Source organism: Aneurinibacillus sp. Ricciae_BoGa-3, from assembly GCF_028421645.1.
Taxonomy (GTDB): domain Bacteria; phylum Bacillota; class Bacilli; order Aneurinibacillales; family Aneurinibacillaceae; genus Aneurinibacillus_B.
Map to the genome: position 1 here is coordinate 433,276 of NZ_CP116888.1, position 22,443 is coordinate 455,718.

General features: G+C 37.1%; 32 protein-coding genes and 2 pseudogenes. 26 read left to right on the top strand and 8 right to left on the bottom strand.

What is annotated here, in order from left to right:
* Positions 1-99 precede the first annotated feature (99 nt).
* From PP175_RS27790 to PP175_RS27805, 4 genes and pseudogenes are all read left to right on the top strand, one after another.
* Positions 100-678 (top strand): antirestriction protein ArdA, encoded by a 579-nt coding sequence (locus PP175_RS27790; RefSeq protein ID WP_272443456.1) that lies wholly within the window; start codon positions 100-102, stop codon positions 676-678.
* A 512-nt stretch (positions 679-1,190) separates the two neighbouring features.
* Positions 1,191-2,408, top strand: a complete 1,218-nt coding sequence (locus PP175_RS27795; RefSeq protein ID WP_272443457.1) for an NERD domain-containing protein — start codon at positions 1,191-1,193, stop codon at positions 2,406-2,408.
* A 122-nt stretch (positions 2,409-2,530) separates the two neighbouring features.
* Positions 2,531-2,803, top strand: a pseudogene (locus tag PP175_RS27800) (SPFH domain-containing protein); the annotation flags it as partial.
* Positions 2,804-2,905: 102 nt separating this feature from the next.
* Positions 2,906-3,325, top strand: coding sequence for a hypothetical protein (locus PP175_RS27805; protein ID WP_272443458.1), 420 nt, complete (start codon positions 2,906-2,908; stop codon positions 3,323-3,325).
* 181 nt (positions 3,326-3,506) lie between these two features.
* Here the strand turns inward: PP175_RS27805 and PP175_RS27810 are convergent, their stop codons facing one another.
* Positions 3,507-4,679 carry an RNA-guided endonuclease InsQ/TnpB family protein gene (locus PP175_RS27810; RefSeq protein WP_272443459.1) on the bottom strand — a complete coding sequence of 391 codons (1,173 nt, stop codon included), beginning with the start codon at positions 4,677-4,679 and terminating at the stop codon, positions 3,507-3,509.
* Positions 4,680-5,505: 826 nt separating this feature from the next.
* Between PP175_RS27810 and PP175_RS27815 the strand changes: the two genes are divergently transcribed.
* From PP175_RS27815 to PP175_RS27845, 7 genes are all read left to right on the top strand, one after another.
* Positions 5,506-6,528, top strand: coding sequence for a hypothetical protein (locus PP175_RS27815; RefSeq protein WP_272443460.1), 1,023 nt, complete (start codon positions 5,506-5,508; stop codon positions 6,526-6,528).
* Between the two features lie 44 nt (positions 6,529-6,572).
* On the top strand, positions 6,573-6,752 hold the full coding sequence (locus PP175_RS27820) for a hypothetical protein (RefSeq protein WP_272443461.1): 180 nt from the start codon (positions 6,573-6,575) through the stop codon (positions 6,750-6,752).
* A 228-nt stretch (positions 6,753-6,980) separates the two neighbouring features.
* Positions 6,981-7,247 carry a hypothetical protein gene (locus PP175_RS27825; RefSeq protein WP_272443462.1) on the top strand — a complete coding sequence of 89 codons (267 nt, stop codon included), beginning with the start codon at positions 6,981-6,983 and terminating at the stop codon, positions 7,245-7,247.
* A 150-nt stretch (positions 7,248-7,397) separates the two neighbouring features.
* Entirely contained in the window at positions 7,398-7,607 is a 210-nt protein-coding gene (locus tag PP175_RS27830; protein WP_272443463.1) for a hypothetical protein, read from the top strand.
* Positions 7,608-7,648: 41 nt separating this feature from the next.
* Positions 7,649-8,188 carry a 3'-5' exonuclease gene (locus tag PP175_RS27835; RefSeq protein WP_272443464.1) on the top strand — a complete coding sequence of 180 codons (540 nt, stop codon included), beginning with the start codon at positions 7,649-7,651 and terminating at the stop codon, positions 8,186-8,188.
* Between the two features lie 27 nt (positions 8,189-8,215).
* Positions 8,216-8,596 carry a hypothetical protein gene (locus tag PP175_RS27840; RefSeq protein ID WP_272443465.1) on the top strand — a complete coding sequence of 127 codons (381 nt, stop codon included), beginning with the start codon at positions 8,216-8,218 and terminating at the stop codon, positions 8,594-8,596.
* Between the two features lie 121 nt (positions 8,597-8,717).
* A complete protein-coding gene (locus PP175_RS27845) occupies positions 8,718-9,056 on the top strand; it encodes a hypothetical protein (protein WP_272443466.1) in 339 nt (112 codons plus the stop codon).
* A gap of 118 nt (positions 9,057-9,174) precedes the next feature.
* On the opposite strand, the gene PP175_RS27850 is transcribed toward PP175_RS27845, so the two are convergent.
* The gene (locus PP175_RS27850) at positions 9,175-9,720 is read right to left on the bottom strand and encodes a hypothetical protein (RefSeq protein ID WP_272443467.1); all 546 of its coding nucleotides are present in this window, start codon (positions 9,718-9,720) and stop codon (positions 9,175-9,177) included.
* A 245-nt stretch (positions 9,721-9,965) separates the two neighbouring features.
* Here PP175_RS27850 and PP175_RS27855 point away from each other — a divergent pair, with 245 nt between their 5' ends.
* Positions 9,966-11,210 (top strand): site-specific DNA-methyltransferase, encoded by a 1,245-nt coding sequence (locus tag PP175_RS27855; protein ID WP_272443468.1) that lies wholly within the window; start codon positions 9,966-9,968, stop codon positions 11,208-11,210.
* 136 nt (positions 11,211-11,346) lie between these two features.
* Here PP175_RS27855 and PP175_RS27860 read toward each other — a convergent pair whose 3' ends face one another.
* On the bottom strand, positions 11,347-11,886 hold the full coding sequence (locus PP175_RS27860) for a hypothetical protein (RefSeq protein ID WP_272443469.1): 540 nt from the start codon (positions 11,884-11,886) through the stop codon (positions 11,347-11,349).
* Positions 11,887-12,084: 198 nt separating this feature from the next.
* Between PP175_RS27860 and PP175_RS27865 the strand changes: the two genes are divergently transcribed.
* The 14 genes and pseudogenes from PP175_RS27865 to PP175_RS27925 all read left to right on the top strand — a co-directional run bounded on the left by PP175_RS27865 (position 12,085) and on the right by PP175_RS27925 (position 18,792).
* Positions 12,085-12,480, top strand: coding sequence for a hypothetical protein (locus PP175_RS27865; RefSeq protein ID WP_272443470.1), 396 nt, complete (start codon positions 12,085-12,087; stop codon positions 12,478-12,480).
* 163 nt (positions 12,481-12,643) lie between these two features.
* Positions 12,644-14,140: a flagellar filament capping protein FliD gene (gene fliD / locus PP175_RS27870; RefSeq protein ID WP_272443471.1), complete on the top strand. Its 1,497-nt coding sequence runs from the start codon at positions 12,644-12,646 to the stop codon at positions 14,138-14,140.
* Between the two features lie 171 nt (positions 14,141-14,311).
* A complete protein-coding gene (locus PP175_RS27875; RefSeq protein ID WP_272443472.1) occupies positions 14,312-14,590 on the top strand; it encodes a hypothetical protein in 279 nt (92 codons plus the stop codon).
* Entirely contained in the window at positions 14,577-14,792 is a 216-nt protein-coding gene (locus PP175_RS27880; RefSeq protein WP_272443473.1) for an NADAR family protein, read from the top strand. Before PP175_RS27875 ends, PP175_RS27880 begins: the two co-directional genes overlap by 14 nt.
* A complete protein-coding gene (locus PP175_RS27885; RefSeq protein WP_272443474.1) occupies positions 14,774-15,061 on the top strand; it encodes an NADAR family protein in 288 nt (95 codons plus the stop codon). Before PP175_RS27880 ends, PP175_RS27885 begins: the two co-directional genes overlap by 19 nt.
* Positions 15,062-15,089: 28 nt before the next feature.
* Positions 15,090-15,428: a hypothetical protein gene (locus tag PP175_RS27890; RefSeq protein ID WP_272443475.1), complete on the top strand. Its 339-nt coding sequence runs from the start codon at positions 15,090-15,092 to the stop codon at positions 15,426-15,428.
* 65 nt (positions 15,429-15,493) lie between these two features.
* Positions 15,494-15,778, top strand: coding sequence for a tyrosine-type recombinase/integrase (locus PP175_RS30180; protein ID WP_442870504.1), 285 nt, complete (start codon positions 15,494-15,496; stop codon positions 15,776-15,778).
* Positions 15,779-16,106: 328 nt separating this feature from the next.
* A pseudogene (locus PP175_RS27895) lies at positions 16,107-16,529 on the top strand (AAA family ATPase); the annotation flags it as partial.
* Between the two features lie 19 nt (positions 16,530-16,548).
* Positions 16,549-16,770: a hypothetical protein gene (locus tag PP175_RS27900; RefSeq protein ID WP_272443476.1), complete on the top strand. Its 222-nt coding sequence runs from the start codon at positions 16,549-16,551 to the stop codon at positions 16,768-16,770.
* 134 nt (positions 16,771-16,904) lie between these two features.
* Positions 16,905-17,369, top strand: a complete 465-nt coding sequence (locus tag PP175_RS27905; protein ID WP_272443477.1) for a hypothetical protein — start codon at positions 16,905-16,907, stop codon at positions 17,367-17,369.
* 43 nt (positions 17,370-17,412) lie between these two features.
* Positions 17,413-17,769: a hypothetical protein gene (locus PP175_RS27910; protein ID WP_272443478.1), complete on the top strand. Its 357-nt coding sequence runs from the start codon at positions 17,413-17,415 to the stop codon at positions 17,767-17,769.
* Between the two features lie 65 nt (positions 17,770-17,834).
* Positions 17,835-18,200, top strand: a complete 366-nt coding sequence (locus PP175_RS27915) for a hypothetical protein (RefSeq protein WP_272443479.1) — start codon at positions 17,835-17,837, stop codon at positions 18,198-18,200.
* A gap of 51 nt (positions 18,201-18,251) precedes the next feature.
* A complete protein-coding gene (locus PP175_RS27920) occupies positions 18,252-18,509 on the top strand; it encodes a hypothetical protein (RefSeq protein WP_272443480.1) in 258 nt (85 codons plus the stop codon).
* Positions 18,510-18,546: 37 nt separating this feature from the next.
* Complete coding sequence (locus PP175_RS27925) at positions 18,547-18,792, top strand: hypothetical protein (protein WP_272443481.1); 246 nt, start codon at positions 18,547-18,549, stop codon at positions 18,790-18,792.
* A 383-nt stretch (positions 18,793-19,175) separates the two neighbouring features.
* Here PP175_RS27925 and PP175_RS27930 read toward each other — a convergent pair whose 3' ends face one another.
* The 5 genes from PP175_RS27930 to PP175_RS27950 all read right to left on the bottom strand — a co-directional run bounded on the left by PP175_RS27930 (position 19,176) and on the right by PP175_RS27950 (position 22,428).
* The gene (locus PP175_RS27930) at positions 19,176-19,325 is read right to left on the bottom strand and encodes a hypothetical protein (protein ID WP_272443482.1); all 150 of its coding nucleotides are present in this window, start codon (positions 19,323-19,325) and stop codon (positions 19,176-19,178) included.
* A 16-nt stretch (positions 19,326-19,341) separates the two neighbouring features.
* Positions 19,342-19,527, bottom strand: a complete 186-nt coding sequence (locus PP175_RS27935; protein ID WP_272443483.1) for a hypothetical protein — start codon at positions 19,525-19,527, stop codon at positions 19,342-19,344.
* A 26-nt stretch (positions 19,528-19,553) separates the two neighbouring features.
* A complete protein-coding gene (locus PP175_RS27940; protein ID WP_272443484.1) occupies positions 19,554-19,943 on the bottom strand; it encodes a hypothetical protein in 390 nt (129 codons plus the stop codon).
* A gap of 1,191 nt (positions 19,944-21,134) precedes the next feature.
* A complete protein-coding gene (locus tag PP175_RS27945; protein WP_272443486.1) occupies positions 21,135-21,593 on the bottom strand; it encodes a type II toxin-antitoxin system PemK/MazF family toxin in 459 nt (152 codons plus the stop codon).
* Positions 21,594-21,726: 133 nt separating this feature from the next.
* On the bottom strand, positions 21,727-22,428 hold the full coding sequence (locus PP175_RS27950; protein ID WP_272443487.1) for a hypothetical protein: 702 nt from the start codon (positions 22,426-22,428) through the stop codon (positions 21,727-21,729).
* Positions 22,429-22,443 lie beyond the last annotated feature (15 nt).

Here is a 22,443-nt window from a genome sequence, read left to right on the forward strand (position 1 = left end):
AGAGCTATGATTCACATAGAATATAGTACATTTTTTATAAAACAGGTTTTTAAATAAAACATCAAACAGGTTATTATTTTACTTAAGGAGCGGATATTGATGAATATTCAAGCAAAGATTTTTATTGGACGAGTCCTTTCACCAGCCGATGGAGAGTGGTTCACGTTTCCAATGGAAAGAACACTCCTTCAGAATAAGTTAGAAGTGTTGCACAAAGGACACGAAATGATGATTTCAGATTGGCAATCAGCGTTACCTATTCAGATAGAGGAGCATGATAATCCTATTTTAGTCAATGAATTCATTCAATCATTGAAAAAATATGATGAAGCAACATTAAAGTTGTTTTTAACGGCGTACTGGTATAGGGAATATCATTTAACGGATACGCTAAATCTGTTGGGTCAACGAAACTTCAAATATTATGTGGATGTAACAGATACAAAAAGTTTAGGCGAAGCGATTGTCAAAGCAGGGGAATTGGGGATGGCTTTGCGTGATTATGAAAATCTGGAACAAACTTCAGATACAAAGAGGATACGCAAGCAAAATGTTATTGACCTTTCGTTAGTCGCACATTATTTGGATTTCGAACAAATTGGCTTGGATGCGGAATGTAACGGATGCCGCATTCATAAAAGTTTAGGAACCGCTTTTATGGAAACAACTGCATCATAAGAATTCAGTCAGGAGGGATATCGCCCTCCTATTTTTATTGGTTGATATAAAAGCCATAGATTCGTATAATACATATATTGACTAAAGTACATGTATAATATTGAAAAGGAGAACTCCAATGCGTTTTTAGCAATCATTATGTATCTCCTGGGAAGGAATATAAACAAGCATTACGTATGGATTCAAAATGATGAACGTGAAGAACAAGAAAAGCTACAAAAGGAAAGAAACAGGAGATGCGGGAGAAAAACGTGTCCAGATAGTTCATGGAAGAGAGAACTCAAAATATCCCATTGTCCACTATAGGGACATATCCACGTTTATTCAGAACAAAAAAGCCGATAGAAAACTTACTGAGTATGAAATCGAACGGATTCATCAAACGATTTTAGCGACCATGAGTACCAATCAACCAGGATTCAAGAGGGGATAGCCCATCTCTTCTTTATGTACGCTTTTACAACATTTATCAGTAAAACAGCATTTCCTAGATTATAAAAGGAGTTGAATTCGTGGAAAAATTTGATAAAGAATATGAAAAATTACTCAGATATAGTTATCTTGCCGTTCCAGCAGGCATGCTTCTAGCTTTTCTTTCAGGCATCATGCGCTATTCATCTGCAGGGTGGAATCTGCTTGACATTGCCATGCTAATTATTGGGTTTGTGTTGTGTTGGGCAGGTGTATATGGCGTTATTTTGAAGCACAAAGGGATACTATCCTTGTTCTTACTCCATCCCGCTATCCCTTTTATTATAGCTTGTTTTTTGAGCTATACTTCTTTTTCCACGCATTCCTTCCTTATGTTCATTCTCACTGTGGCATTCCTGACAGGAGTTGTACTTAGCCTCATTTTCATCCAAAAAAAAGGATGGGTTGTACTAAAGTTCTGTACCCCATTCATCATGTTTGGTTTAATGATTGACTCTCTCATTCATGCACAGTGGTCAGACGCTATTTTTTTGTTTATTGTTTATTTCGTTGGAAGAAAAATAAAACAAGCAAATATAAAAAGCAAAAAAGAACAGGAATTACGAAAAGAGCAGGAAAGATTGGATAAAATTGAAGCGGATAAAAGGTATGCAGAACGGCAAAAAATTTGGCAACAACAAGAACAGGCGGAACAACTACGTAGGCAACAACAAGAAGAAGCCCAACTACTACAGGCAGAAAAGCAACGATTGGAAAGGATTAAGGAGATTGGAGAAGCGGGAGAGCGACGTGTTCAGTTTGGACTTAAAATGCTCCAAGATTTTAAGGGATACAAGGTCTACAATGGTTTTTATTTGGTAGCTGACAACGGATTTTATCAAGAGATTGACCATTTCGTAGTTGGAGAAAACGGGGTCTTTCATATTGAAACCAAAACCTATAAAGGGGAATTTGAAATTAAACCTGATGGTTCGTGGTACAAAATTTACAACGGAATAAGTAAACCAGCAGATACACCGACCAGCCAAATCGAACGACATGAAATGCTTATCATGGATATCCTTAAAAACGTATTACCAAACGACGTTAAGCTTCATCATATTCTTGCGATTGGAACGGAAAACGTACAGGACATGGTAATATGGGGAAGGGAAAATTCCAAATATCCGATTGTCCATTACAAAGATATTTCCTCTCATATTGCTAATGCTGAAACCGAAAGGAAACTTACCAAGGATGAAATACTTGCCATACAGAAGGTGATTCGTTCTCATTTACGTAATGAGAGACCAGCCTAAAAATCAGGAGCCTATATAAAGGCTCCTTTTTGTAAGTCTTATTATATTGATAAAAAATTATTGACTATAGTTAATCTATATTATATAAATGACTATATAATAAAGATAAGGGTGGTGAACGAGAAGCTCAAAAGGAAGCGAAAATTCGTGAAGCAGAAGGGGAAGCACAAGCCATTTTAGCCGTTCAAAAAGCTACTGCAGAAGGTATTGAGATGATAAACAATTCGAAGCCTTCAAAAGAAGTGTTGGCAATACGTAGTCTTGAAACCTTCGAAAAATTGGCAAACGGACAGGCAACAAAAATTATCATCCCATCCGAGATTCAAAATCTAGCGGGTCTTGTCACATCCCTAAAAGAAGTAACCAACGCAGTGCAGAAGCAAGATTTGGACTAAGAAATATCCTCTCATAGATTAAACGAACACGACAACTTTATAAAAATGCAAGTAGGGAGGGCGACCTCCCGTATTTCTTGAATACTATTAAGGAGGAAACAAATGGAAATACTTAAAAACAAAGAACAAAAGGATAGTAATAAGAATAAAAAAGATGACGAATCAATAGATTATACCCGTTTTCCAAGTCTTGCCCCAGGTAAGAAGGCTACCATTATTCCATTTAAACAACGAGAAATACCTGCAAACAAAGCAGAAGAAGCCATTTATGAGTATCCCTTACGTTTTTTCCAAGTCACCACTGAAGAAGATTATTTAACCGTTACGGTTCTTTACGAGAAGGACGGAAAAGCGGAATTTGGAAGCTACTGCTTCTCGTATGACCCCAACGAAGATGCTGAAGGTGAGAAATTCTCGGAAATTGTGGAATACACCGATGAACCTATTGGAATAGTGTGTATCAATCAAGATGGAGAAGCGGAAAAAATTATTGTTCCTCGCACCATCATGTTTAAAGCATAACGGCACTCATGAATCTCCCACCACTTAACAAAGCTTGAAGTGGTGGTTTCTTCTCTTTCAAGTCAAGAAGTTCCTGAAAGACCATTCGGTCTTTTGCTTTCACGAAGAAAGAGAATCTTCTCGTCTCTATAAGAAGCAACATCTTTCAATGGGTGGATTCGCACCTTCTACTACTCACCGACTATGCGGGTCGTAGATACGTGGGAAGAGCTTCCACTTCCCAAGGTTCAAATGAACCTCGTAATGATTCACTCAATATATTTTTGGCTCCGTGAATATCTCGGTGAGAGGTATACCCACAGTGACAACGATAATTTCGAGTGGACACTTTCTTTTTTCGTTTGCAAACAGGACATGTTTGACTGCTATAGGCTTCACTCACAAAGAAAACGTTAATTCCTTGAGTATTTCCCTTGTATTTCAAATAATCTTTGGTTTTGCCAAAACTCCAATTAGATAGCTTCTGATTGGTCATTTTGCGTTTCTTTTTCCTGGTCTTTCGTTGCACCCCTTCAGGATTGCCGACATAGATATCGGAAATCTTTTGTTGGATACACCAATCCACAAACGCTTTGGTGGTTTTGTGTAAGGCATCTCGCAATTGATGTTCGCTTTTGGAAAGAATGTACCGTTTCGCTCGTTGATACTTTTTCCATTGACGAGAGCCTTTTTGACAATGACTTTGGCGTTTTTGAATTTCGCCTATTTTTTTATTACGCAAACGATGCAGACTACGCATCTTGCGACCTGACACCAGAAGGCTTTCTCCGTTTTCACAAAACGAAGCGATGGTATGGATTTCTCCCATATCTACGGCACAAGAAAAACCTTTTTCATAAGGTTGTTCCTCTTGCCCATCTTCGTAAGAAACAGATAAATAGAGTCCATTATCATAGCAAAGTTCGATTTCTTTGATATCCCCTTTAGGAAGGTGTTTGGCTCGTAATACCAAGGGAGAAACACGTTTTCCGTGAAATATCCCTAATGACAACGAAATCGTTCCGTTATTTGAAATGGAAAAGGCTTTATCTACCCATTTCGTATTGAAATGATTCTTCATTTTATGAGGATATCGAGCCGTTTTGATTCCTTTTTGAATGGCTTTGTGGGTACTATCTCTGGCATCCAAATATTTATGAGCCACCGCTTGAATGCTCTGACTATGAAGACGATACTTCCCTTTAAGATGTTTTTGGAGTTCTGATTTTCCTATCCATTTTTTGTAGGTAAGGAAATAATTTTTTGCTTCCACAAGACAATCATTCCAAATGTCAGCAGAAATACGGTTACACGCAAACAATTGCTGAATGGTTCTTGGAGAAGCAGAAAAATAAATCTTTTGCCCTCGATACATAGTGATGATTCACCTCCTTTTCTATGAATTTCTATTATTATACAAGAAAAAAGAGCGATTCATCTCCCACCTATAGAGGAAGGGGACTTCTCGCAAAACATGTTAAAAGGGTGCTTTTTTAGTACTGCTTGTCTGTTTCTCTTATCTTGAAATTATACTTACGAAAGAATGGAACAGTCCAACTTATATGAATGAACACCACAAAGAATATTCATTAAAAGCAGATGGAGAATTTATTCAACAAAACACATTTTAAATAATTTGATTAAAAATAAGATGATTATCTTATGCTCAATGCTTCTTCTATTTATTGTTGGGGTAAAGTTTTCTTTTTTCGTAGCCGTGCTTGTCCTGTTATGTCTCTTTTGCTTGCTCCTTGTTTTTTATCCGAATAAACAATCTGTCCATAAGCCCTCATTATTGGTCATTGATACTCGATACATTCAAGTGAATGGAAAAACCCTTTCATGGAGTTCCATTAGGAAGATACAAATCGTCAATAAGCAAGCGGATGGAAAAGACAACACTCTAATCTATCTAATACGGGTAGATGGCAGAGAAGTGACGATTGACGTGGGATTATATATGGAACCTGTTGATATTGTGAAAAAGATGCATAGCTTGGCAAAATATAAAAGGATGATGGTTTGTTGCAATATTCTTTATGTAGCGGATGACTAAATTAAATCATAAGAGTGCACTATTTTTTTGTTGACTATAAAATACAAAATATATATGATTGCTTATATAACGGTATTTGATACGTATAATATACCAATTAGAAAAGAACAGGTGTAACCTTACACATCAAAAGGAGCGATTTTGAATGAAGGACAGAAAAATTTATATACTTTTAGGAGCTAGTGGTTCGGGAAAAACATTCTCTGGACAATACTTAAAAGAATTAGGAATCCCTGAATTGGTTTCACACACAACTAGGGCTATGAGAAAGGGAGAAATTCCTGGTGTTACGTATCATTATGTGACCAAAGAAGAATTTGATTCCGTTGACAAAATTGAGTGGACAGAATATCCGAAGGATTCAGGTCGTTTCTATTGTTTATCCAGACATGAAGTACAAAACAAGCTCGCTCAAGGTGGAAAATACTTTGCTGTTGTAGATTCTTTTGGTGTACAGCAACTCAAAGAACAATTTCCCAATGACGTTGTTATTATTTACTTCCATATTCCGATTGATGTCATGGTACAGCGAATGAAGAAGAGAGAAGACAGTGAAGAAGCCATTAAAGAACGATTATGGCAAATGGATGCAACGAATGAACTGTCCAATTATGTCCTTGCCGATTACGTCATTGAAAATATGGAATGGGAAGATACGAAAAAACGCCTTCGTGATATTGTTTCAATTACGGATAAGAAGGAGGTTGAACGAAAATTCCTGGTTAAAAAGCTTCCAGAGCTTTCAGTATTGCCGAACAAGGAAATCGTTCAAGGGTATATTTCTTTTGAACCTGAAACTCGTATTGGTAAAGAAGGCGATAAATTCTATCTCACGCATAAATCTACGGGAGATTTGGTTCGAGAAGAAAAGTCAGAAGAAATCTCCGAAGAGAAGTTTCAGTATTATGCCTGTATGATTCTAAATAACTTTATCGAGAAGACACGTTATTATGCTCTGCTTGGCAATCAAGTTGGAGAAATCGATGTGTATCATAAGGAACTGAACCGATTGATTACGGTTGAAGTGGAGTTTTTATCCGAAGAGGAGGCAAAACAGTTTGTCCCGCCTGCCTGGGTCGGAGAAGAAGTCACGTATGACAAGCGGTACAAGAACAAAAATCTTGCACAAAACGGATTACCTGTGAATCAAACTTATCAATCCGCTTAAGCAAAGATGCCTTCGGGCATCTTTTTTCATTTTGAGGAAGAGAGGTGAACAGGATTGTTATTATTGGTCAGTATCAGTATGGGGTTAGGTATTTTGATTCCTTTTATCTTGACGAAGCGATTCGAATGCAAAGGGAGTTCCATTCTCTTCGGATTAAGTCTCTTGTGTTATCTGCTGTTTCTGGTTGGGTTTCAAATCCTACAGAAGACGCCTCATGCGCATAATGGGGTGGAGAACCCGTTGGTTTTTGCTGTTATCATAGTGGAAACCATACTTTATAATGTAGGGCAGATTTGTTACGTGGCAGGTTCCATTCTATGGGTTCTACGATTTAGAGAAAGACCGAACTAATAGTGAGTTAGTTTATCTTTTTTAGGATTGAGAATTTTGTATAGAATATACAAAGCAAACAAACAGGCGTTACTTATAACGTATAAAAAGGAGCGGTTTTGATGAAACCAGTTGTAGTCGATAGAGGGGCAGAAATTAAAAAAGGTAAGTTGAAAGGCGAATACGGTTGGGTTACGGGATTCGATAGTAACGAAGATAAAGTTCAAATTGAACTGGATGAAATGACAACCGTAGTTACTTCTTCTGAAAATATCCAACAAGAAATCAACTATATTAACAGAACTTGTTCGTGCGGCACGATTTATAGTATTAAAGAAACACACAATGATGGTAATAATTTATGTCATCATTGTGGGGAAAACTTTTGATTTTTCTATTCATCGAAAGGTAGCTTAAATAGTAGCTATTTAAGCCACCTGTTTTATTGTAAAAAATAATTTACATAAAAAACTGTAAATGATATAATAAATGAAAAGTTATATTGTTAAAAGATAAGAAATTTACGGGAGTGTGTTGATTTGAAACAAGGAATAACTTTTAAAATAGGCACAACGAATTTTGATGAAGCGGTTAAATTCTGCCAAGAAGCTTTTCACGAATGTGGAAGTGATAGTCTTTTCAAACAAGAATGGGAAGAAGTAAAAGCTTCGAGGAATTTTCCAAGGCTATCGAATTTCTTGACAACCCATCAAGTTGACAACAATATATTCACCCTAAACGAGTCGTAACAGTAAACAACCATAAAAATAACCAGGAGAATAACAAAAAAATGACAAGAACCTATATTGTATTTGACCTAGAAGCGACATGTGATAAAAACAAAACCATTGAAAATGAAATCATTGAAATTGGTGCGGTAAAAGTAAATGAACGGGGAGAACTCGTCGATACATTCCAGCGATTCGTCAAACCGATTCTAAACCCTGTACTCACCGATTTCTGCAAAAATCTTACGAAAATTCGCCAAGAAGACGTTGATTCAGCGAAGGGATTTCCAGATGTCATACAAGTGTTTCGGGAGTGGATAGGAACCGATTATATTCTTTGCTCCTGGGGATTTTATGACAAAAAGCAAATAAAAGAGGAATCCTTGCTTCATCGGCTGGATAGTAAATGGGCTGAGTCGCATATCAGTTTAAAGCATCAGTACAAAAAAATTAGGAATTTGGAGCGTCCTATTGGCACTGGAGCGGCTTTAAAGAAAGAAGGATTCACGTTCGACGGGACACCACATCGAGGAATTGACGATGCCAAAAATATCGCAAAAATCTTTGTTAAATATCTTGAAAGATGGGATTTTGGAAAATAGGTATCATCGACAAGGGGGAATGGTAAAGTGAACACGGTAATCCGAGGTATATGTAAAAAAGAAATTGCTGAAATTATGCCTGTGTATACAGATAGAGACGATTTTAAAGAAGAGTACAAAATTAAAGTTGGACAAGAGACCAGCTTTTCCTATGACCATAAAGAAAAGAAGTATGAGTTCTACCTTCATTATAAAAAAATGTGTATGACAAGAGAAGAGGTTATGAAGCATTTTGATATTGTGTGGGAATATGAATGCTTCAACGGTTGTATTCAAAATGGTGTCGCATGCAAAAGATTAGCATCTTATAAAGGGGGCGAGACATCAATAGATAAAATAAACGGTGCTTATTGTCGTATTGGTTGGGAAGTAGGCAGAGGTACTTGCAGTGGGTTCGAAGCTTCTTAATGTATCTACATCTGATAATCGTAAAACGTTGTAAAGGGATGACTGCGGTCATTCCTTTTTTGATGCCATGAATGATTGCATATAATCAAACAAAAAAATAGATAGAGAGGAGTAATGAAATATGACGATAGAAAAAAGACAAAGATGGATGAAAGGTTCATTCGTTTTTCAAGCAACGCTGGAAGGATTCGAACAATATAAAGGTGGATTTACACAAGACCCGTTATTCAGTGGTGTAGCCCCTATCCCTACAACCTTTAAAGGCTATTCTCTGTTGGTCAAATCGTTGTTTTGGCGAAACCTTTCCTGCTTATTCGGTTTGATTGGATTATTGTGCCTGCAATTTTCCTCAATTGTAGGTAGTTCGATGATTTTGTTATCGTTTTTGTTCCTGATAACGATACTACCCTTTCGATACATCCAGTATCGAGTTATTTACAAAAAAGAGAAGAAAAAATAGAGAAGAAATGCCTGGATAGCTTGAAATTTTTTCTAATACCCAAGAAGTGTGAATATAGCTTGGCGTATCTCTGCTATTACTTGAAGTAATCTCAAAGTAAATAGAATATGGCTATTTGTTATAGCAAAATTGGATTTCTTTGTGTTTCTCTGCAGGGAGTTTCTTCAAGGGTGGGCAGTACTATTGAGGATAGCTGTTGGATATACATCTCTAGTTCTGAAAAATAGATGATATCATCTATTATCGAAAGATAAGCGTCTCCACTGATTTTCTCCTTTTCTCTCTCCACATTCACGATTTCCTTCTCTCTTGAATTGTCGGTTCCGATGATGTCTTTGTCTGGAACTAGGACAATATAGCGACAAGGGCGGTTTTTCGCTTTTAAACTCTGTTTTACACCGTAAGCATCCCATTGTTTTTGTTTTAATCTGTCATGACGGATGGTGTTTGTGTTATCGATAATCAGATAGATACCGTTTGGAAGATGCAGTTCAAAATCGGGGCTAAATTGCTGATAGGTGTATCCATCAATGGCATAACGAGGTTCAGGTTTGAAGGATAAAATAATGTGATTAGCTTGTAACGACTTCAGTAAATCCCCAACCTTTCGATTTAATGAATGCCCACGAATGGATTTTTGTCGATTGCTTTCTTTATGAACCACTTAATGCACCTCTATATGAGGTGTATTTTTATTGAGCGGTTTCTTTTCGTGCTGAAGATTGTTCAATATGTCTCACGCTCCTTACAAAAAAATGTAGGAAACGTATAGACTATAAACAACATATCAACGGTTCAATAGCGTCTGACTAGACTTTATTCATAGGAACGCATCGACCCGATTTTCTTTATAAAGGCTATTGCCATCCACCTATAATATAAAAATTTTTCGGAAAGACGGTGGATAGCATGGATTATCATACTTTATCAAAAGAAGAACTCATTGCTCACATTAACGAGTTAGAAAATAAACCATATGGGTTGGTATGGGAAAAAAGAGAGGAGTTTATTCCTCAAAATATTACCTTACGTCACAATCATGAACACCACATATTAAAAGCACAAGGGCAACCTACGCATACATTAATTGAAGGAGAAAATCTCTATGCGTTGACCTTATTAAAGAAACATATCTACGATTCTTTAGATGTCATTTGCTTTGTCCCTCCTTACTTTACACGCAACAACGATTTACGTTATACCGATAATTTTTCCTCAAATAAAAAGAACCAATTCAAATACAGTGAGTGGATAAATTTTATGTATCATCGGTTGGTTATTGCCAAAGACCTTTTAAAGCAAGATGGTTTTATAGCGGTTCACATTGATGAAAAGATGCATCCCTATCTTCAGCTCCTGATGAATGATATCTTCGGTGAAAGTAATTTTGTCTCCGACATTACATGGCAGAATAAATATGGACGAGCCAATGATAAGAAAACCATAAGTTCTCTGACGGAATATATCCTCATTTATGCGAAAAATCAAAAGAACATACAGTTTGCAAGAACCGCTCTAAACCAAGAGTACGTGAATAAAACGTATAAAAATCATGACAATGATAAGCGTGGGGCTTGGAGAACAAGTCAACTATATAAAGATAAAAACCAAAAATCATATAAAGTAACTTCGCCATGCGGAGTGGAGTGGGAAAAACCCTGGAATGTTACACCAGAAACTTTTGTAAAACTAGCTTATGATAACCGTATTTGGTGGGGAAAGGATGGAACTGCCCAACCAAGAAAGAAAATTTTTTTAGCAGAGAGTAACGGTCAAGTCGAGATTAATTTATGGACAGGAAAAGAGTACGGATATGTGGGAGATGGCAAAACGGAGTTGGAAAAGTGGATACCCCTAAAAGGTAAGTTTTTGTACCCCAAGCCTGTTCAATTAGAGAAGAAAATCCTATCCTTACATCCCAATAAGAACGCTAAAATTATGGACTTCTTTGCGGGTTCAGGTACATTGGGACAAGCGGTAATGGAGTTAAATGAAGAAGATGGAGGCAAACGAGAGTGTCTGCTGATTACCAATAACGAGAACAATATTTTCGATGAAATCACTTATCCACGGTTGCGAAATGTGATAGAGAGTCGTGGATTTAAGGAGAACTGGCTGTGTTATCATTTGGAACATGAAAAAGACCCCCTATAGGAGCAGTATGGGGGTCTTTTTTAGAGGTCAATAACTACGCTACAAAGATGCCAAGAAATGTTTTCTTAACAACACGAATAGTTTAACACATCAAAGGTAACAGTTCAATCAATGCCTCTATGTATTTTCACCGTTTTTAGGACGCTTGATGTGAACTCAACGTGATTTTACCTGTCACTTTGGATATCTCTTTGATGGAAAGGGTAGGATTCTCATATTCGTATTCCCTTAACAGTTGTTCCAACACAGGAACTTCCTTACGTAACAGCGTTACTTCAATTCGATAGCGTTTAACTCCTTCTTTACCATAAGAGATAGAGGTGTTTGCTGCGTATCCTTTTTCTCGGATGGTATCCGCAATGCACTTCATTTTCTGTTTGTTATTAATGAAAATATCCACTTCCAAAATACCCAATGCCATTTTTGTTTCAATGATATCCGCAACATAAGCTCCAATAACTTTTCCCATAGCAAAAGCTATGATGAAATACATGCCATTTCCGTTGGAAAGAAGTTTCATTGCGGTAGCAAATATGATGGTATCAAGAAACGTTACTACATATAAGGGTTTAATGAATCGTTTTGTACTAAATATCGTTTTTAATGTTCCAGTGGTGTTACTCAATGCATTTATGAGCACAACCCCAATTAACTGCAGAACTAATGTGGTTGTCATTTGTTTATCTCCTCTTCAAAAACTTTACAATAGCGATAATTATAAGTTACAATAAAGATATATAAACTATATTAGTATAATAAAAACGTAAAATAAAAATTACAAATTAATTTATAAGATATCGCATAGATGAATAGAATGTAGAAATTTATATAAAACAGGCATTCTCATAGAGAATAGTTTGAGGAGGAAGTTTACATGACAAATGAAGAACGTAAAGCTTGGTTAGAAGACTTGCAAGTAGGCGATGAAGTGAGTTATCAAATAGGGAGTTTTTCGGGTGGTCGCACTGTAATAGATACCATCAAAAAGATTACGCCGACGAGAAGAATGGATGTTGGTCATATGCGCTTTGATAGCAATGGATATGAAATGGGGAAATCGAATTCCTGGACACCACGCTGTGTTTTGAATCCTGTAACGGATGAAATCCGTAATGAGGTGGAACGAGCAAAACTAGTAAACGAGTTGGCTGATGTAAATTTCAAGACATTGTCTCTTAATCAATTAAGAGCTATCCAGTTGATTTTGAGCACGCAAGAATTACGGGATGAAACCATCCAACAGATTGAGCAACACGTAAACTTTTCGTAATCCAGCATACGGACGAATGCTTTGTCATTCGTCTTTTATCATTTAGGAACGAACTGTGTAAAATAAAAGGATTTTAAATTGCATAAGGGGATGGTCGTTCACTATCACATTAGGATTAGGAAATAACATTTGAAAAGTAAAAACATGGAGAGGATGAAGTAAAATGAGCATCAATATGAACAGGATTAGCGGATTAGCATCAGGAATGGATACAGATACGTTAGTGAAAAATATTATGACTGGAGAGCGTGCGTCTTATGTGAAGATGCAACAGCAAAAGCAGTCGTTACAATGGAAGCAGGATGATTACCGTGCGATGAATGCTCAGTTGCATACATTTTTTAACACGATGTCAAGCATGCGTTTACAGGGAACTTTTCTTACCAATAAAGCAACTTCTGGTGATGATAGTATCGTATCTGCTACGGCTTCTATTAATTCTCAACGAACGACCTATGCGGTCAGTGTACAAAATCTTGCAACAGGAGCGAGCCTGCAAAGCGGTGCATTGGCAGGTGGAACGGCATTAAAAGGTACAGATACATTAAATACGCAAGGTACTGATGTTTCAATGGCAATTAACGGACAAACGATTACCGTTAAAGCAGGAGCAACGGTCAATGATTTTGTACAAGCTGTTAATTCTGTATCAAGTAATACAAAAGTGACCGCTTCTTTTGATTCTGTGCAGGGTAAACTTAGCTTTGCCAGTACCATCACAGGTAACAATGCGTTGGTTGACTTAACGCAAACAGCAGGTACTCCTGCCGCAAGTTTTGTGACGAATGATTTGGGCATGTCAACAGTGAGAAATCAAGGGCAATCGGCTAATGTACTGATTAACAACACTTCCTATGCCTTTGATTCCAATCAATTTACGTTCAATGACACCCAATTTAATTTAAAGAGTGCCGCACCCAATACGACGGTAAATGTCACGGTTGAACAAGATACCGATGCCATTATGGGAAAAATCAAGGATTTTGTTAACGCCTATAACGATACCATCGACAAGGTGAACGCAAAAATTAATGAGACACACGACCGTAACTACGCTCCATTGACAGATGACCAAAAAAGCCAGATGAAGGATACCGAAATCCAGCAATGGGAGAGCAAAGCCAAAAGTGGCATGTTAAGTGGGGATTCATTGCTTAGTGGTGTGCTTTCAGGTATGCGTATGGATTTAGCCAATCCTGTTTCTGGTGCTTCAGGATTTAAGCAATTGGCTGAAATCGGAATATCCGTTGAAAACGGCTCCTATAATGCTAATTCATGGAGAGATAATGGTAAGTTGTACATTGATGAATCAAAGTTGAAGACAGCCTTGCAAACCAATCCTGATGCTGTAATGAACCTGTTCACCAAAGACGGTACAGGCAATTCAGATACAGGTATCGCTAAACGAATATACACCAGATTGAATCAGGCAATGACTCAAATCAGCAATGAAGCAGGAGACGTAGGAGGACTTGGTATGAAAAGTTTCTTAGATAAACAAATGAAGCAGTTGGATACCAATATGTATGATGAAAACAAACGTTTAAATGATTTGGAAAACAGTTATTATAATCGCTTTGCCGCAATGGAGAAAGCCATGTCGCAGTACAACAGTCAAAGTTCATGGTTAGCACAACAATTAGGTATGAAAACAAATTAATAACAATTAGAGAACTGAGGCGTAATGCCTCAGTTTTTTGTTGCGTTATTTTAAATAGTTTAGGTAAAAATAGTACATTTATTGACTATAAACAATCAAAATATTATAATTAGCCTAAGGTTTACTTTGCGAAATACTGAGTCATAATTAGGAGCGGGGGGAACATCGCAAATGATAACCCTTAATAATAAAGCGTATCGAATTGAGAACCGTATGGCGCAGATTGGTGATTTGATTCTAACCACTATCTATGTTGGGGAAGGGTATCCAGCAGGCTCTATTCTGAAAGTACACGATAGAATGGATGACTTACAAGAAGTGATTGCCTACCCAACCTGGTATGAAAAAGGGATGACCTGTTTTGGTATCGTGGTTTCATTAGAAACAGAGGATTATGAAGTGTTAGTTGAAGTGGATAAAAAGGAGAGAGAAACAGATGGAAACGATTGATTTTTGGACACCAAAAGGTACATACGGATTTTTAAGTAATTTTTACAACGCTCCAATGGCGATTCAGGGTGTTACGTACCCAACCAATGAGCATTTCTTTCAAAGTCAGAAATTTATTGGGAATCCAGAAGAACGTTATATTATTAATCTTCCTACCCCTGCAGAAACAGCGAGAGATTACGCATGGATTGGGAGCAGGTAAAAGAAGCGGTTATGTTGGAAGGTTTGCGACAGAAATTCAAGCAACATCCGAACTTGCTGAAAAAGTTACTCGACACAAAGGGATACAGATTACGGGAAACATCACCTTATGATTCTTATTGGGGTACTGGAAGAAACTTTAAAGGCAAAAATCGATTGGGTTTTTTACTGGAAAAAGTAAGAGAGGAATTGCTAAAAGAGAAAGACCAAGTAAAAATGATTTCAGTTCAGCCTGATGAAGACTCCGTGGTACTTGAACGATTAAAATAATAAACAGGACAAGGGAAGGAAACTACCAATGAATTTATCTACTAAACTAAGCGCGATAATATCCTCGATTGTAATAGTAGGAACAGTAACCATGCTTACAGCGTGTGGAAATACAAGGGCTACATCTGATGCTAAAGGCTATGAGGTAGGGGATGTACTGTATCATGACAATCAGCAAACGTATGTATATGGTGGACGGGTTTATGATTCGCTTGTGATAAATGAAAACTCAAAAATGGATGGAAAACAGCAACTCTATTATTCTATTGGAAAGGGAACGCTTATTAAACTTCCCCACACCAACTTTCAATTTGTCGTAAATGACCTTGATGTAAATACGTATAAAGTCTCGATTGAAAAAAAATAAGATAAAAACGAGGATAAGCCGTTGTTCAAACATGGTGACAAGGCGGTGAAGGTCGAAATACATGCCTGTTAATGTTTTTGCTCAATTGTGGTCTTCGTGTATCGGAACTGTGCAGTATCAACCTTTCCTCTATCCAGGGAGATGTTTTATCGGTCATCGGGAAGGGGAATAAAGAGCGAACGATTTATTTGAATCAAGTATGTCTTACCGTTTTGAAAGACTATTTAAAAAACGAAAAAAGTTTGGTTCAAAACATCAAAGAGGAAGATGCCTTATTCCTATCTCAAAAAGGGACACGCTTAAATAAACGGATGGTACAACGACTGGTGACAATATATGTTGGGGCATAAAAGTATCTCTACTACGCAAATCTATACTCATGTGGATTCCCAAGAGCTTCGGAAACTCGTAGCAAGTAATCCGTTAAATGATGCACATGCACATATAGGTATCGTCACTACAAACCAGGTGTCCTATCCTAATTGGGAGCCTTATCCATTCACCAACCAACCAATTGTGAACAAGAAGGGAATCCAAGAATTAATTTTTGACCGATTGCATGAGCTTAATCAGTAGGAGGCAGAACCCAAGATTACTCCACAACAAGTGGAAGGGTTTCTCTCTTTTTACAATCAACATGTATTACATCTGAATCCAGAATAATCCAAAGCAGTTCATTCGACTCTTTTAAAAAATCGAGTCACCCTTCTTTCAGGGTTTGCAGGGACAGGTGTGACACAAACAGTGAAAGCCATCATAAAGTTTTTAGGTCTTGTCAATGATAAGGTTAAAGTTGATTTCCTAACAGCGACAGGTAAAAGCAAACATCATTTGACCCATCGCTTAAGCTTTCCTGTTCAAGTATTGACGAACGACTCAAACCTGGAAGGCGACTTTCTGATTCTCTTTGAGTCACAGATGATGGGGAGTGAAATGGTTTACGAAGTTCTGCAAAAGGTTGAACATCAGCATGTGCTTATCGTAGGCGATACACAGCAGATAACACCAAAAGAATGTTTAGATTTCAAAAAACTTACGGAATCTACACTGCCAGTCATTGCTTTAACGGAGCAATTTAGATGGGAACACAAGGTAAAGTAATGAACAAGGGGAGATTAAGATGTCTTTACTCGGATATGTAGGAAAAGCATTAACGGAGCTTGACCAAGTCTTTCTGGGGCAATCAAGACAAAATGTGGTGGTTATCAGTTTCAAAGCATCAAATTATGGAGATGATTTTGAAGAAGTCGCCAATCTTGTTGGAATTATGCTGGACGATACAAAATGTTCATGGAAAATGAAAAAAGGCAAACATCGCATCAATGTCTATGTGTATGCGTAATAGATGAAACAAGAGAGAATCCTGTATGTAAAAAGCCAGGGTTCTTTTTTTATAAATTTTAGGTAAAAAATAATTTACTAAAATATGAATTTGTGATATAATATAAATGTGTTTAATAAGGAGTGGATGGAACCATGAACAGATGGTTGTGGAATGAAGCAGATATACAAGAAGATATCCTTGTGTTGCAAGATAAATATAAAGAAATGGGCTACTCTCTCACCAAAGAACAAGCCTATGATGCTTGGTACATGTATAGTGAATCTTGTTACGCCAATTGGTTGCATGTGTCTGGTGATGTAAGTCAATCCTTACGATGTGTGAAAAAAGTGTTAGAGGCAGAGGGAAAAAGCGTGGAAGCGAACGACCAAAAGGAGAAAATCAGAATTGAAGTTTGCCTAAACAGCAACCAACCTCCGAACACCCCGATGACCGAATACAATTTCTATGTGTACGATGAAAACAACGAAGAGATTTTGTCTTTGTATGAAGACAATCAATTGACATTTCAAGTGGAAGATAGGATAGAACGCTTGAAAAAGGAATATGAATTGACGGATGTAGTTTGGTTGGATTTAAACGGACAGCGAATGAAATAAATGAACGGAATGATACTTTTGTTGAAAAATGGAGAGATGTAGATTGTCTAAAAAATTAATCCCACCCTATGTAGCAGAGAATTATATATACCAAGAAACCTACATTACAGGAGCAACAAAAGAGATTCCTCTAACCTATGAAATAAATATTTTCAAACATAAAACAGAAGAAGGTTCCTACTGTGCGACTGAAATTAAAACGCATCTGGTGGAGTATGCAGGACAATTCCATATTATCTTTACACATTCCCCTTTGGAAGTGGAGAGAAGAATGAATAAACAGGGTTTGAGTCTCACAGGTGTACGATTAAAGCGAACCCTACGGATAGTAAGGATAAAGCGGATAATAAAGACTATTTGTTTGACATTGAAACTATCGCCTTGTATCTGGTTCATCTGAAACACGATATTTCTCCTGTAAAATTGCATAAAAGTTTGTATTTCTTGTTTGCCTATTATGGAGCGATGCATTGTAAACCTACAACGGAGTATGTTTTTGAAGGAAGCGATGACGTACCCCCGCTTCTCTATAAGGCAAAAATGGAAGCATGGAAGTCAGGTGTCGTCATCCGAGAGGTATACGAACATTATCAAAATAGACACACTCGTAACCAAGAATCCATTGATAGGGCTGTAAAAGAAGTCGAAAAGAAACCAGAGATTCAAAAGTTCGTTGACGAGCTATTTGAACAAATGGACGGGTGCAGTGACTTTACGTTAATTGAACGGAACCACCAGGACGAATGTTGGAAAGAAGCCTACAACGTCAGCCCCAAAACCGAACTGCATCCTGCGAAAATCTTTGAGGAATACCAGAATAGATACCTATAGATAACACAAAAACGCTCAAAAAAATCCATTTAAAAAGTAAGGGTGACGACCATGTATAGCGAAAAAATATTTACAGAAGAAATGATTACGATATTTAACACGCATAACTTGAAAATTGATTGTGATGAAAAACACGGTGTATATTATTTTGAGAACATACCTGAAGAGAAAATACCGTTAGTGGTAAATGATATCCGACAGGTCATGAAAAAACATAACTGGACTTGCCAAAGGGTACAAAGTGGAAACTGCATCACCGTGAGGGACTTTAATGATATTTATGACCATCAGCCTTCTTCAACACACTAATTAGACATTCCATACATAAGAGGAAGGAGTATTGGGAGTGGCAAAAACGATTGTGGATATGGTAAATGACCCTAAATATATTGTTGTTTATACATCCGAAAAATTCAATAAGCCAGTCGGGAGATTCGTGTCTAAAAAGGTGTTACAAAAGATTGTTTCCCATAAATGTGATGCGTATAAACGTGGACAATGTAATGATTGCTTCACTGATAAACAGGAATTAGAAACAGATTGTTTAGATGCATGGCAATTAACTGTGGGAAAAGGGAAAAAACTATATTAGTAAACAGTACGATTTTATAGCAACCGAATGTGGTCAAGAATTAAAATGAGAAAATGGTGAGTACATGTATCACGCATCCGTTTTTATCCGTTACAGAGAATTTTTTAATCGAATTGGCGTGTATTACGACAAAAATGAAACGTATGATGATGTGATTTTGAAAGCATTGAGATTATTTATCTTGAGCAATCGAATAGATGCAAATAAAATCGAACCATCGGATATTTATATCCGTATGTAAAATAAAAAAGAACTCTGTACTTGAAGTCAGAGTTCTTTTTAGTGCTTGATTGTTATACATATGTTTTAGAAGGAATTGAAGAATCAATACGGAAAGATTTGATTTTTTCTTTCCATTCTAACACCTTTTCATTCTTTAAATATCACTGATGAATACACTTGCCATCGACAAACAAGGCTCTTCCAGGTCGCATGGTTTGGTTATATTCGATATGGTCTTGGAGGTGGTTCCCTTGAACCACATTGACTTTGTATTCGCCATTTGAATATACACCAATCGTGACGTGATTCATGTTGACCCTTCCTCCCTTATGAATTGGTTAAAATCTCGAATTCCTGTTCCAAATACTTGATACACTCTTTTGTTGTGAAACTAACATAATACCCTTGTTTATAATACTTCAGGTAGGATTCGATAAGGTCTTCCACGGTATATGTGTATCCACGTTGAGCGATAAATTCTTCCACTTTTTTTCGTGCTTGCTCTTTATCCATGTTCATTCTCCTTTTTATACAGAAAATTATCGTATGCTTTGTTTCCTTCGGTTGTATTCCCCATACATACCCCAATCTAGATTGCCTAATTGCCTCATGAATCTATCAACTTCCTTCTGCAAATGAGCTTTATGCGGAATCTCTTCTTTTGATAGAATCAATTGAATAAACAACGCTTGTTCTAACGCCACGTTTTCATTTTCCATGTTATTTCGGTATCCAATTTTCCAAACGCTACATTGGACTAAATAACGTTGAACCTTTTGAGCTTCTTTTCGATAGTCCTCACGATTAATGTGCTGTTGTACTTGTTGAAGCACTCTTTGTAAGGATTGATTAATCAAAAAGATGTCGTTTCCACGCATAGCGTCTGCCTTTTTTTGTTGCTGTTGTTGCCACCAGTCTAAATGATGCATTGTATAAACCCCTCCTAAATGAGATAAGTAAAATCACCTTTTTTATTCATGCTCCTATACTATAGTTTTGCTTTTCGTCTTTTATAAAAAAGACAAGGAATGAAAGATTTCATTGTATATCAAAGCTTTCTGACTTCGTTCATAATTTCGTCACATTTGCATAGGATATATAAATACTATCAAGAAAGGATGGAGAAGCCCTATGCACGATACACTGCTCTTTTTTATTGGTTTTGTAACTTGGATGATACCATTAACTGTTTTTTTTCTTTTTTGTTACGAAAACAAAAAGCATAAAGAAGAAAAAGGATATTAAGAAAGGCAGTAACCACCGTGTTACTGTCTTTTTTTTGTGCCTTTTTTATGAAAGAATCGGAATGGGCATAAGATATTCAGTAGTCAAACATTAGGTGTGAAATTTCATAGATTATCAGGAGGGAAACCATGCAAAACAAAGATTGTACCAGGACATGTAGTGGAAATAGAAGCAGACAAGCACTATTACCAGATTCGTCATAGCGATAGTAATGAACAAAAACGTTCCACTGTTGAAAAATAGGTGATGGTGAATTTTGCGGGTACAGTGATAGCCGATTCTCCGATTCCTGAAATTGAAGAAAAGGGCTGGATGGAGTTTAAAGATTTTAAGAAGAAATACAAAGTAAAAGAAACGGCATAAGGACGTAGTACATTTCAAAGGGGAAATACAGATGCCATATATGAATCCAATTGCAATAGATAATCCTTACTTTGCCTTATGAGCTATACCGAATGGTATGAACAAACATATGGGGAAAAATGGGCAGATAATCATGCGCCACTAATCAGTCTTCTTGTTGATTACGAGGATTTGTGTATGAAAAATAAGGTGACACCCCAATGGAACGGATAGATACGAAGGATGAATAGATTTTGATTGGAGTGTTAAAAGTAATGAGCCTCATTATTTTCTTTGCTATACTTGGATTAGCTGGAGCGTCAGCAGGATTCATCCTACTACTTGTACATTGTGGAAAAAGGCAACTAGGAGCATCACTATTCATGCTAGGTTGCATGACGGTTGTTGGGTCAATGCTGTTTAAAATCATGCTGTTTCCGCATTCCTATGTATATACGCTGATAGGATAATGAACTTATTCGTTAAACCTATACAAAAAAGACCATTCCAAAAGGAAATGGTCTCATTTTTTGTTAGGATAATCCTAAAGCGACTTTAAGAGAATCCTCTACGACTTCCATTGCATCCGTAGAGAGTTCTGCAATTTTTCTCCCCAAACGAGCCTTGGAAACTGTTTTGATTTGTTCAGCTAACGAGGTTCCTTTTAGTTGACTTTCCACATAAGAAAAGTCTCCATGATACAACTTTACTTGAGTGGGTTGAGTGTCAGGTCGAAGGGTAATTGGCAAAACAATGGTGGTAGGAGAATTTTCATTTCCCACATCATTTTGGATAATTAAGCAAGGATGCGTGTTGTTAATCTCGCTTCCTACATTTTCTCCAAATTTGCAAGTCCAGACCTCACCTCTGCGCGGAAAAACCTCATATCTCCTAACTGCCCTTTCCTTAACGGACAGCTTTATCATTTCTTTCGCCCATTGCATAATGTTCTGTTGTTTTTCATTTAAAACACCATTCACTGTCATTTCCATACTAAAACCCTCCCTGTAGGATATATTTTTATAAAATCCTGTTCTATATAAATTATTGTTATTTTATACAGATTGATAGGGGGATATAACGAACAAAAAGAAGACTGGCGTATTTTCCACCAGTCTTCTCTTATTAGTTATTATTAAAGTATTTTTGTCTTGCAAGACGCTTAATTTCCTCTTTATCCATGCCATCCTGCTCGGATGTACTTTTTGCTTTTTCATTCCTCTTAGTATCGGATGGTGAATCCTTAACGGGTTCTTCAACAGAAGACGATTCGTTTTTCGATAACAAATGATTGGAGAGGGAAAAATCTTCTTCCTTTTCATTTGATTCGGTATTGTCCTGATAAGTCTTCTCTTCGTTGTTTGGTTGTTCTTCCGTTTGTTTATGAACTTCTGAAGGATTAGAAACGCTATCCTGTTCTAGGTTGTTTTGTTGTTCCGTAGGAAATGGATTTGCCTGTTGAAGAGGTTGTTGTCCAACCAAATTGGGTGTTGGCGCAACCGTAGGCATGTCTAATGGGTTGGGGGAGGGTGTTGCCACTCCCGACAATCCCTGCATATTAAATGATTGCAATGCCTGTAACGGTTGAGAAATAATCGATTGAAGTTGAGCGTACGATGCTAACGCTTGAGCGATTTCTTTTCCTGGATTTTTGGTACGCTCTAATTTTTCCTTGACTGCTTCACACACAAATCGTGACATATTTGGCATGTTATCGATTTCCGCTATGATACTTTCAAACTCTTTTGATATAGAGAATGTTCGACGTTCTGTTTTGTTACTGGTGTTTTCCTGAACAGTCTCTTGGCTGTTGGGTGCATTCTCCACATTGCTTTCCTCCTA

Excerpts from the sequence above, each read along its gene's own strand:
- PP175_RS27790 (WP_272443456.1), top strand. The coding sequence starts at position 100 with ATGAATATTCAAGCAAAGATTTTTATTGGACGAGTCCTTTCACCAGCC.
- PP175_RS27805 (WP_272443458.1), top strand. The coding sequence starts at position 2,906 with ATGGAAATACTTAAAAACAAAGAACAAAAGGATAGTAATAAGAATAAA.
- PP175_RS27810 (WP_272443459.1), bottom strand. The coding sequence starts at position 4,679 with ATGTATCGAGGGCAAAAGATTTATTTTTCTGCTTCTCCAAGAACCATT.
- PP175_RS27815 (WP_272443460.1), top strand. The coding sequence starts at position 5,506 with ATGAAGGACAGAAAAATTTATATACTTTTAGGAGCTAGTGGTTCGGGA.
- PP175_RS27825 (WP_272443462.1), top strand. The coding sequence starts at position 6,981 with ATGAAACCAGTTGTAGTCGATAGAGGGGCAGAAATTAAAAAAGGTAAG.
- PP175_RS27835 (WP_272443464.1), top strand. The coding sequence starts at position 7,649 with ATGACAAGAACCTATATTGTATTTGACCTAGAAGCGACATGTGATAAA.
- PP175_RS27845 (WP_272443466.1), top strand. The coding sequence starts at position 8,718 with ATGACGATAGAAAAAAGACAAAGATGGATGAAAGGTTCATTCGTTTTT.
- PP175_RS27855 (WP_272443468.1), top strand. The coding sequence starts at position 9,966 with ATGGATTATCATACTTTATCAAAAGAAGAACTCATTGCTCACATTAAC.
- PP175_RS27860 (WP_272443469.1), bottom strand. The coding sequence starts at position 11,886 with ATGACAACCACATTAGTTCTGCAGTTAATTGGGGTTGTGCTCATAAAT.
- PP175_RS27865 (WP_272443470.1), top strand. The coding sequence starts at position 12,085 with ATGACAAATGAAGAACGTAAAGCTTGGTTAGAAGACTTGCAAGTAGGC.
- fliD (WP_272443471.1), top strand. The coding sequence starts at position 12,644 with ATGAGCATCAATATGAACAGGATTAGCGGATTAGCATCAGGAATGGAT.
- PP175_RS27875 (WP_272443472.1), top strand. The coding sequence starts at position 14,312 with ATGATAACCCTTAATAATAAAGCGTATCGAATTGAGAACCGTATGGCG.
- PP175_RS27880 (WP_272443473.1), top strand. The coding sequence starts at position 14,577 with ATGGAAACGATTGATTTTTGGACACCAAAAGGTACATACGGATTTTTA.
- PP175_RS27885 (WP_272443474.1), top strand. The coding sequence starts at position 14,774 with ATGGATTGGGAGCAGGTAAAAGAAGCGGTTATGTTGGAAGGTTTGCGA.
- PP175_RS27890 (WP_272443475.1), top strand. The coding sequence starts at position 15,090 with ATGAATTTATCTACTAAACTAAGCGCGATAATATCCTCGATTGTAATA.
- PP175_RS27900 (WP_272443476.1), top strand. The coding sequence starts at position 16,549 with ATGTCTTTACTCGGATATGTAGGAAAAGCATTAACGGAGCTTGACCAA.
- PP175_RS27905 (WP_272443477.1), top strand. The coding sequence starts at position 16,905 with ATGAACAGATGGTTGTGGAATGAAGCAGATATACAAGAAGATATCCTT.
- PP175_RS27915 (WP_272443479.1), top strand. The coding sequence starts at position 17,835 with ATGCATTGTAAACCTACAACGGAGTATGTTTTTGAAGGAAGCGATGAC.
- PP175_RS27920 (WP_272443480.1), top strand. The coding sequence starts at position 18,252 with ATGTATAGCGAAAAAATATTTACAGAAGAAATGATTACGATATTTAAC.
- PP175_RS27930 (WP_272443482.1), bottom strand. The coding sequence starts at position 19,325 with ATGAATCACGTCACGATTGGTGTATATTCAAATGGCGAATACAAAGTC.
- PP175_RS27935 (WP_272443483.1), bottom strand. The coding sequence starts at position 19,527 with ATGGATAAAGAGCAAGCACGAAAAAAAGTGGAAGAATTTATCGCTCAA.
- PP175_RS27940 (WP_272443484.1), bottom strand. The coding sequence starts at position 19,943 with ATGCATCATTTAGACTGGTGGCAACAACAGCAACAAAAAAAGGCAGAC.
- PP175_RS27945 (WP_272443486.1), bottom strand. The coding sequence starts at position 21,593 with ATGGAAATGACAGTGAATGGTGTTTTAAATGAAAAACAACAGAACATT.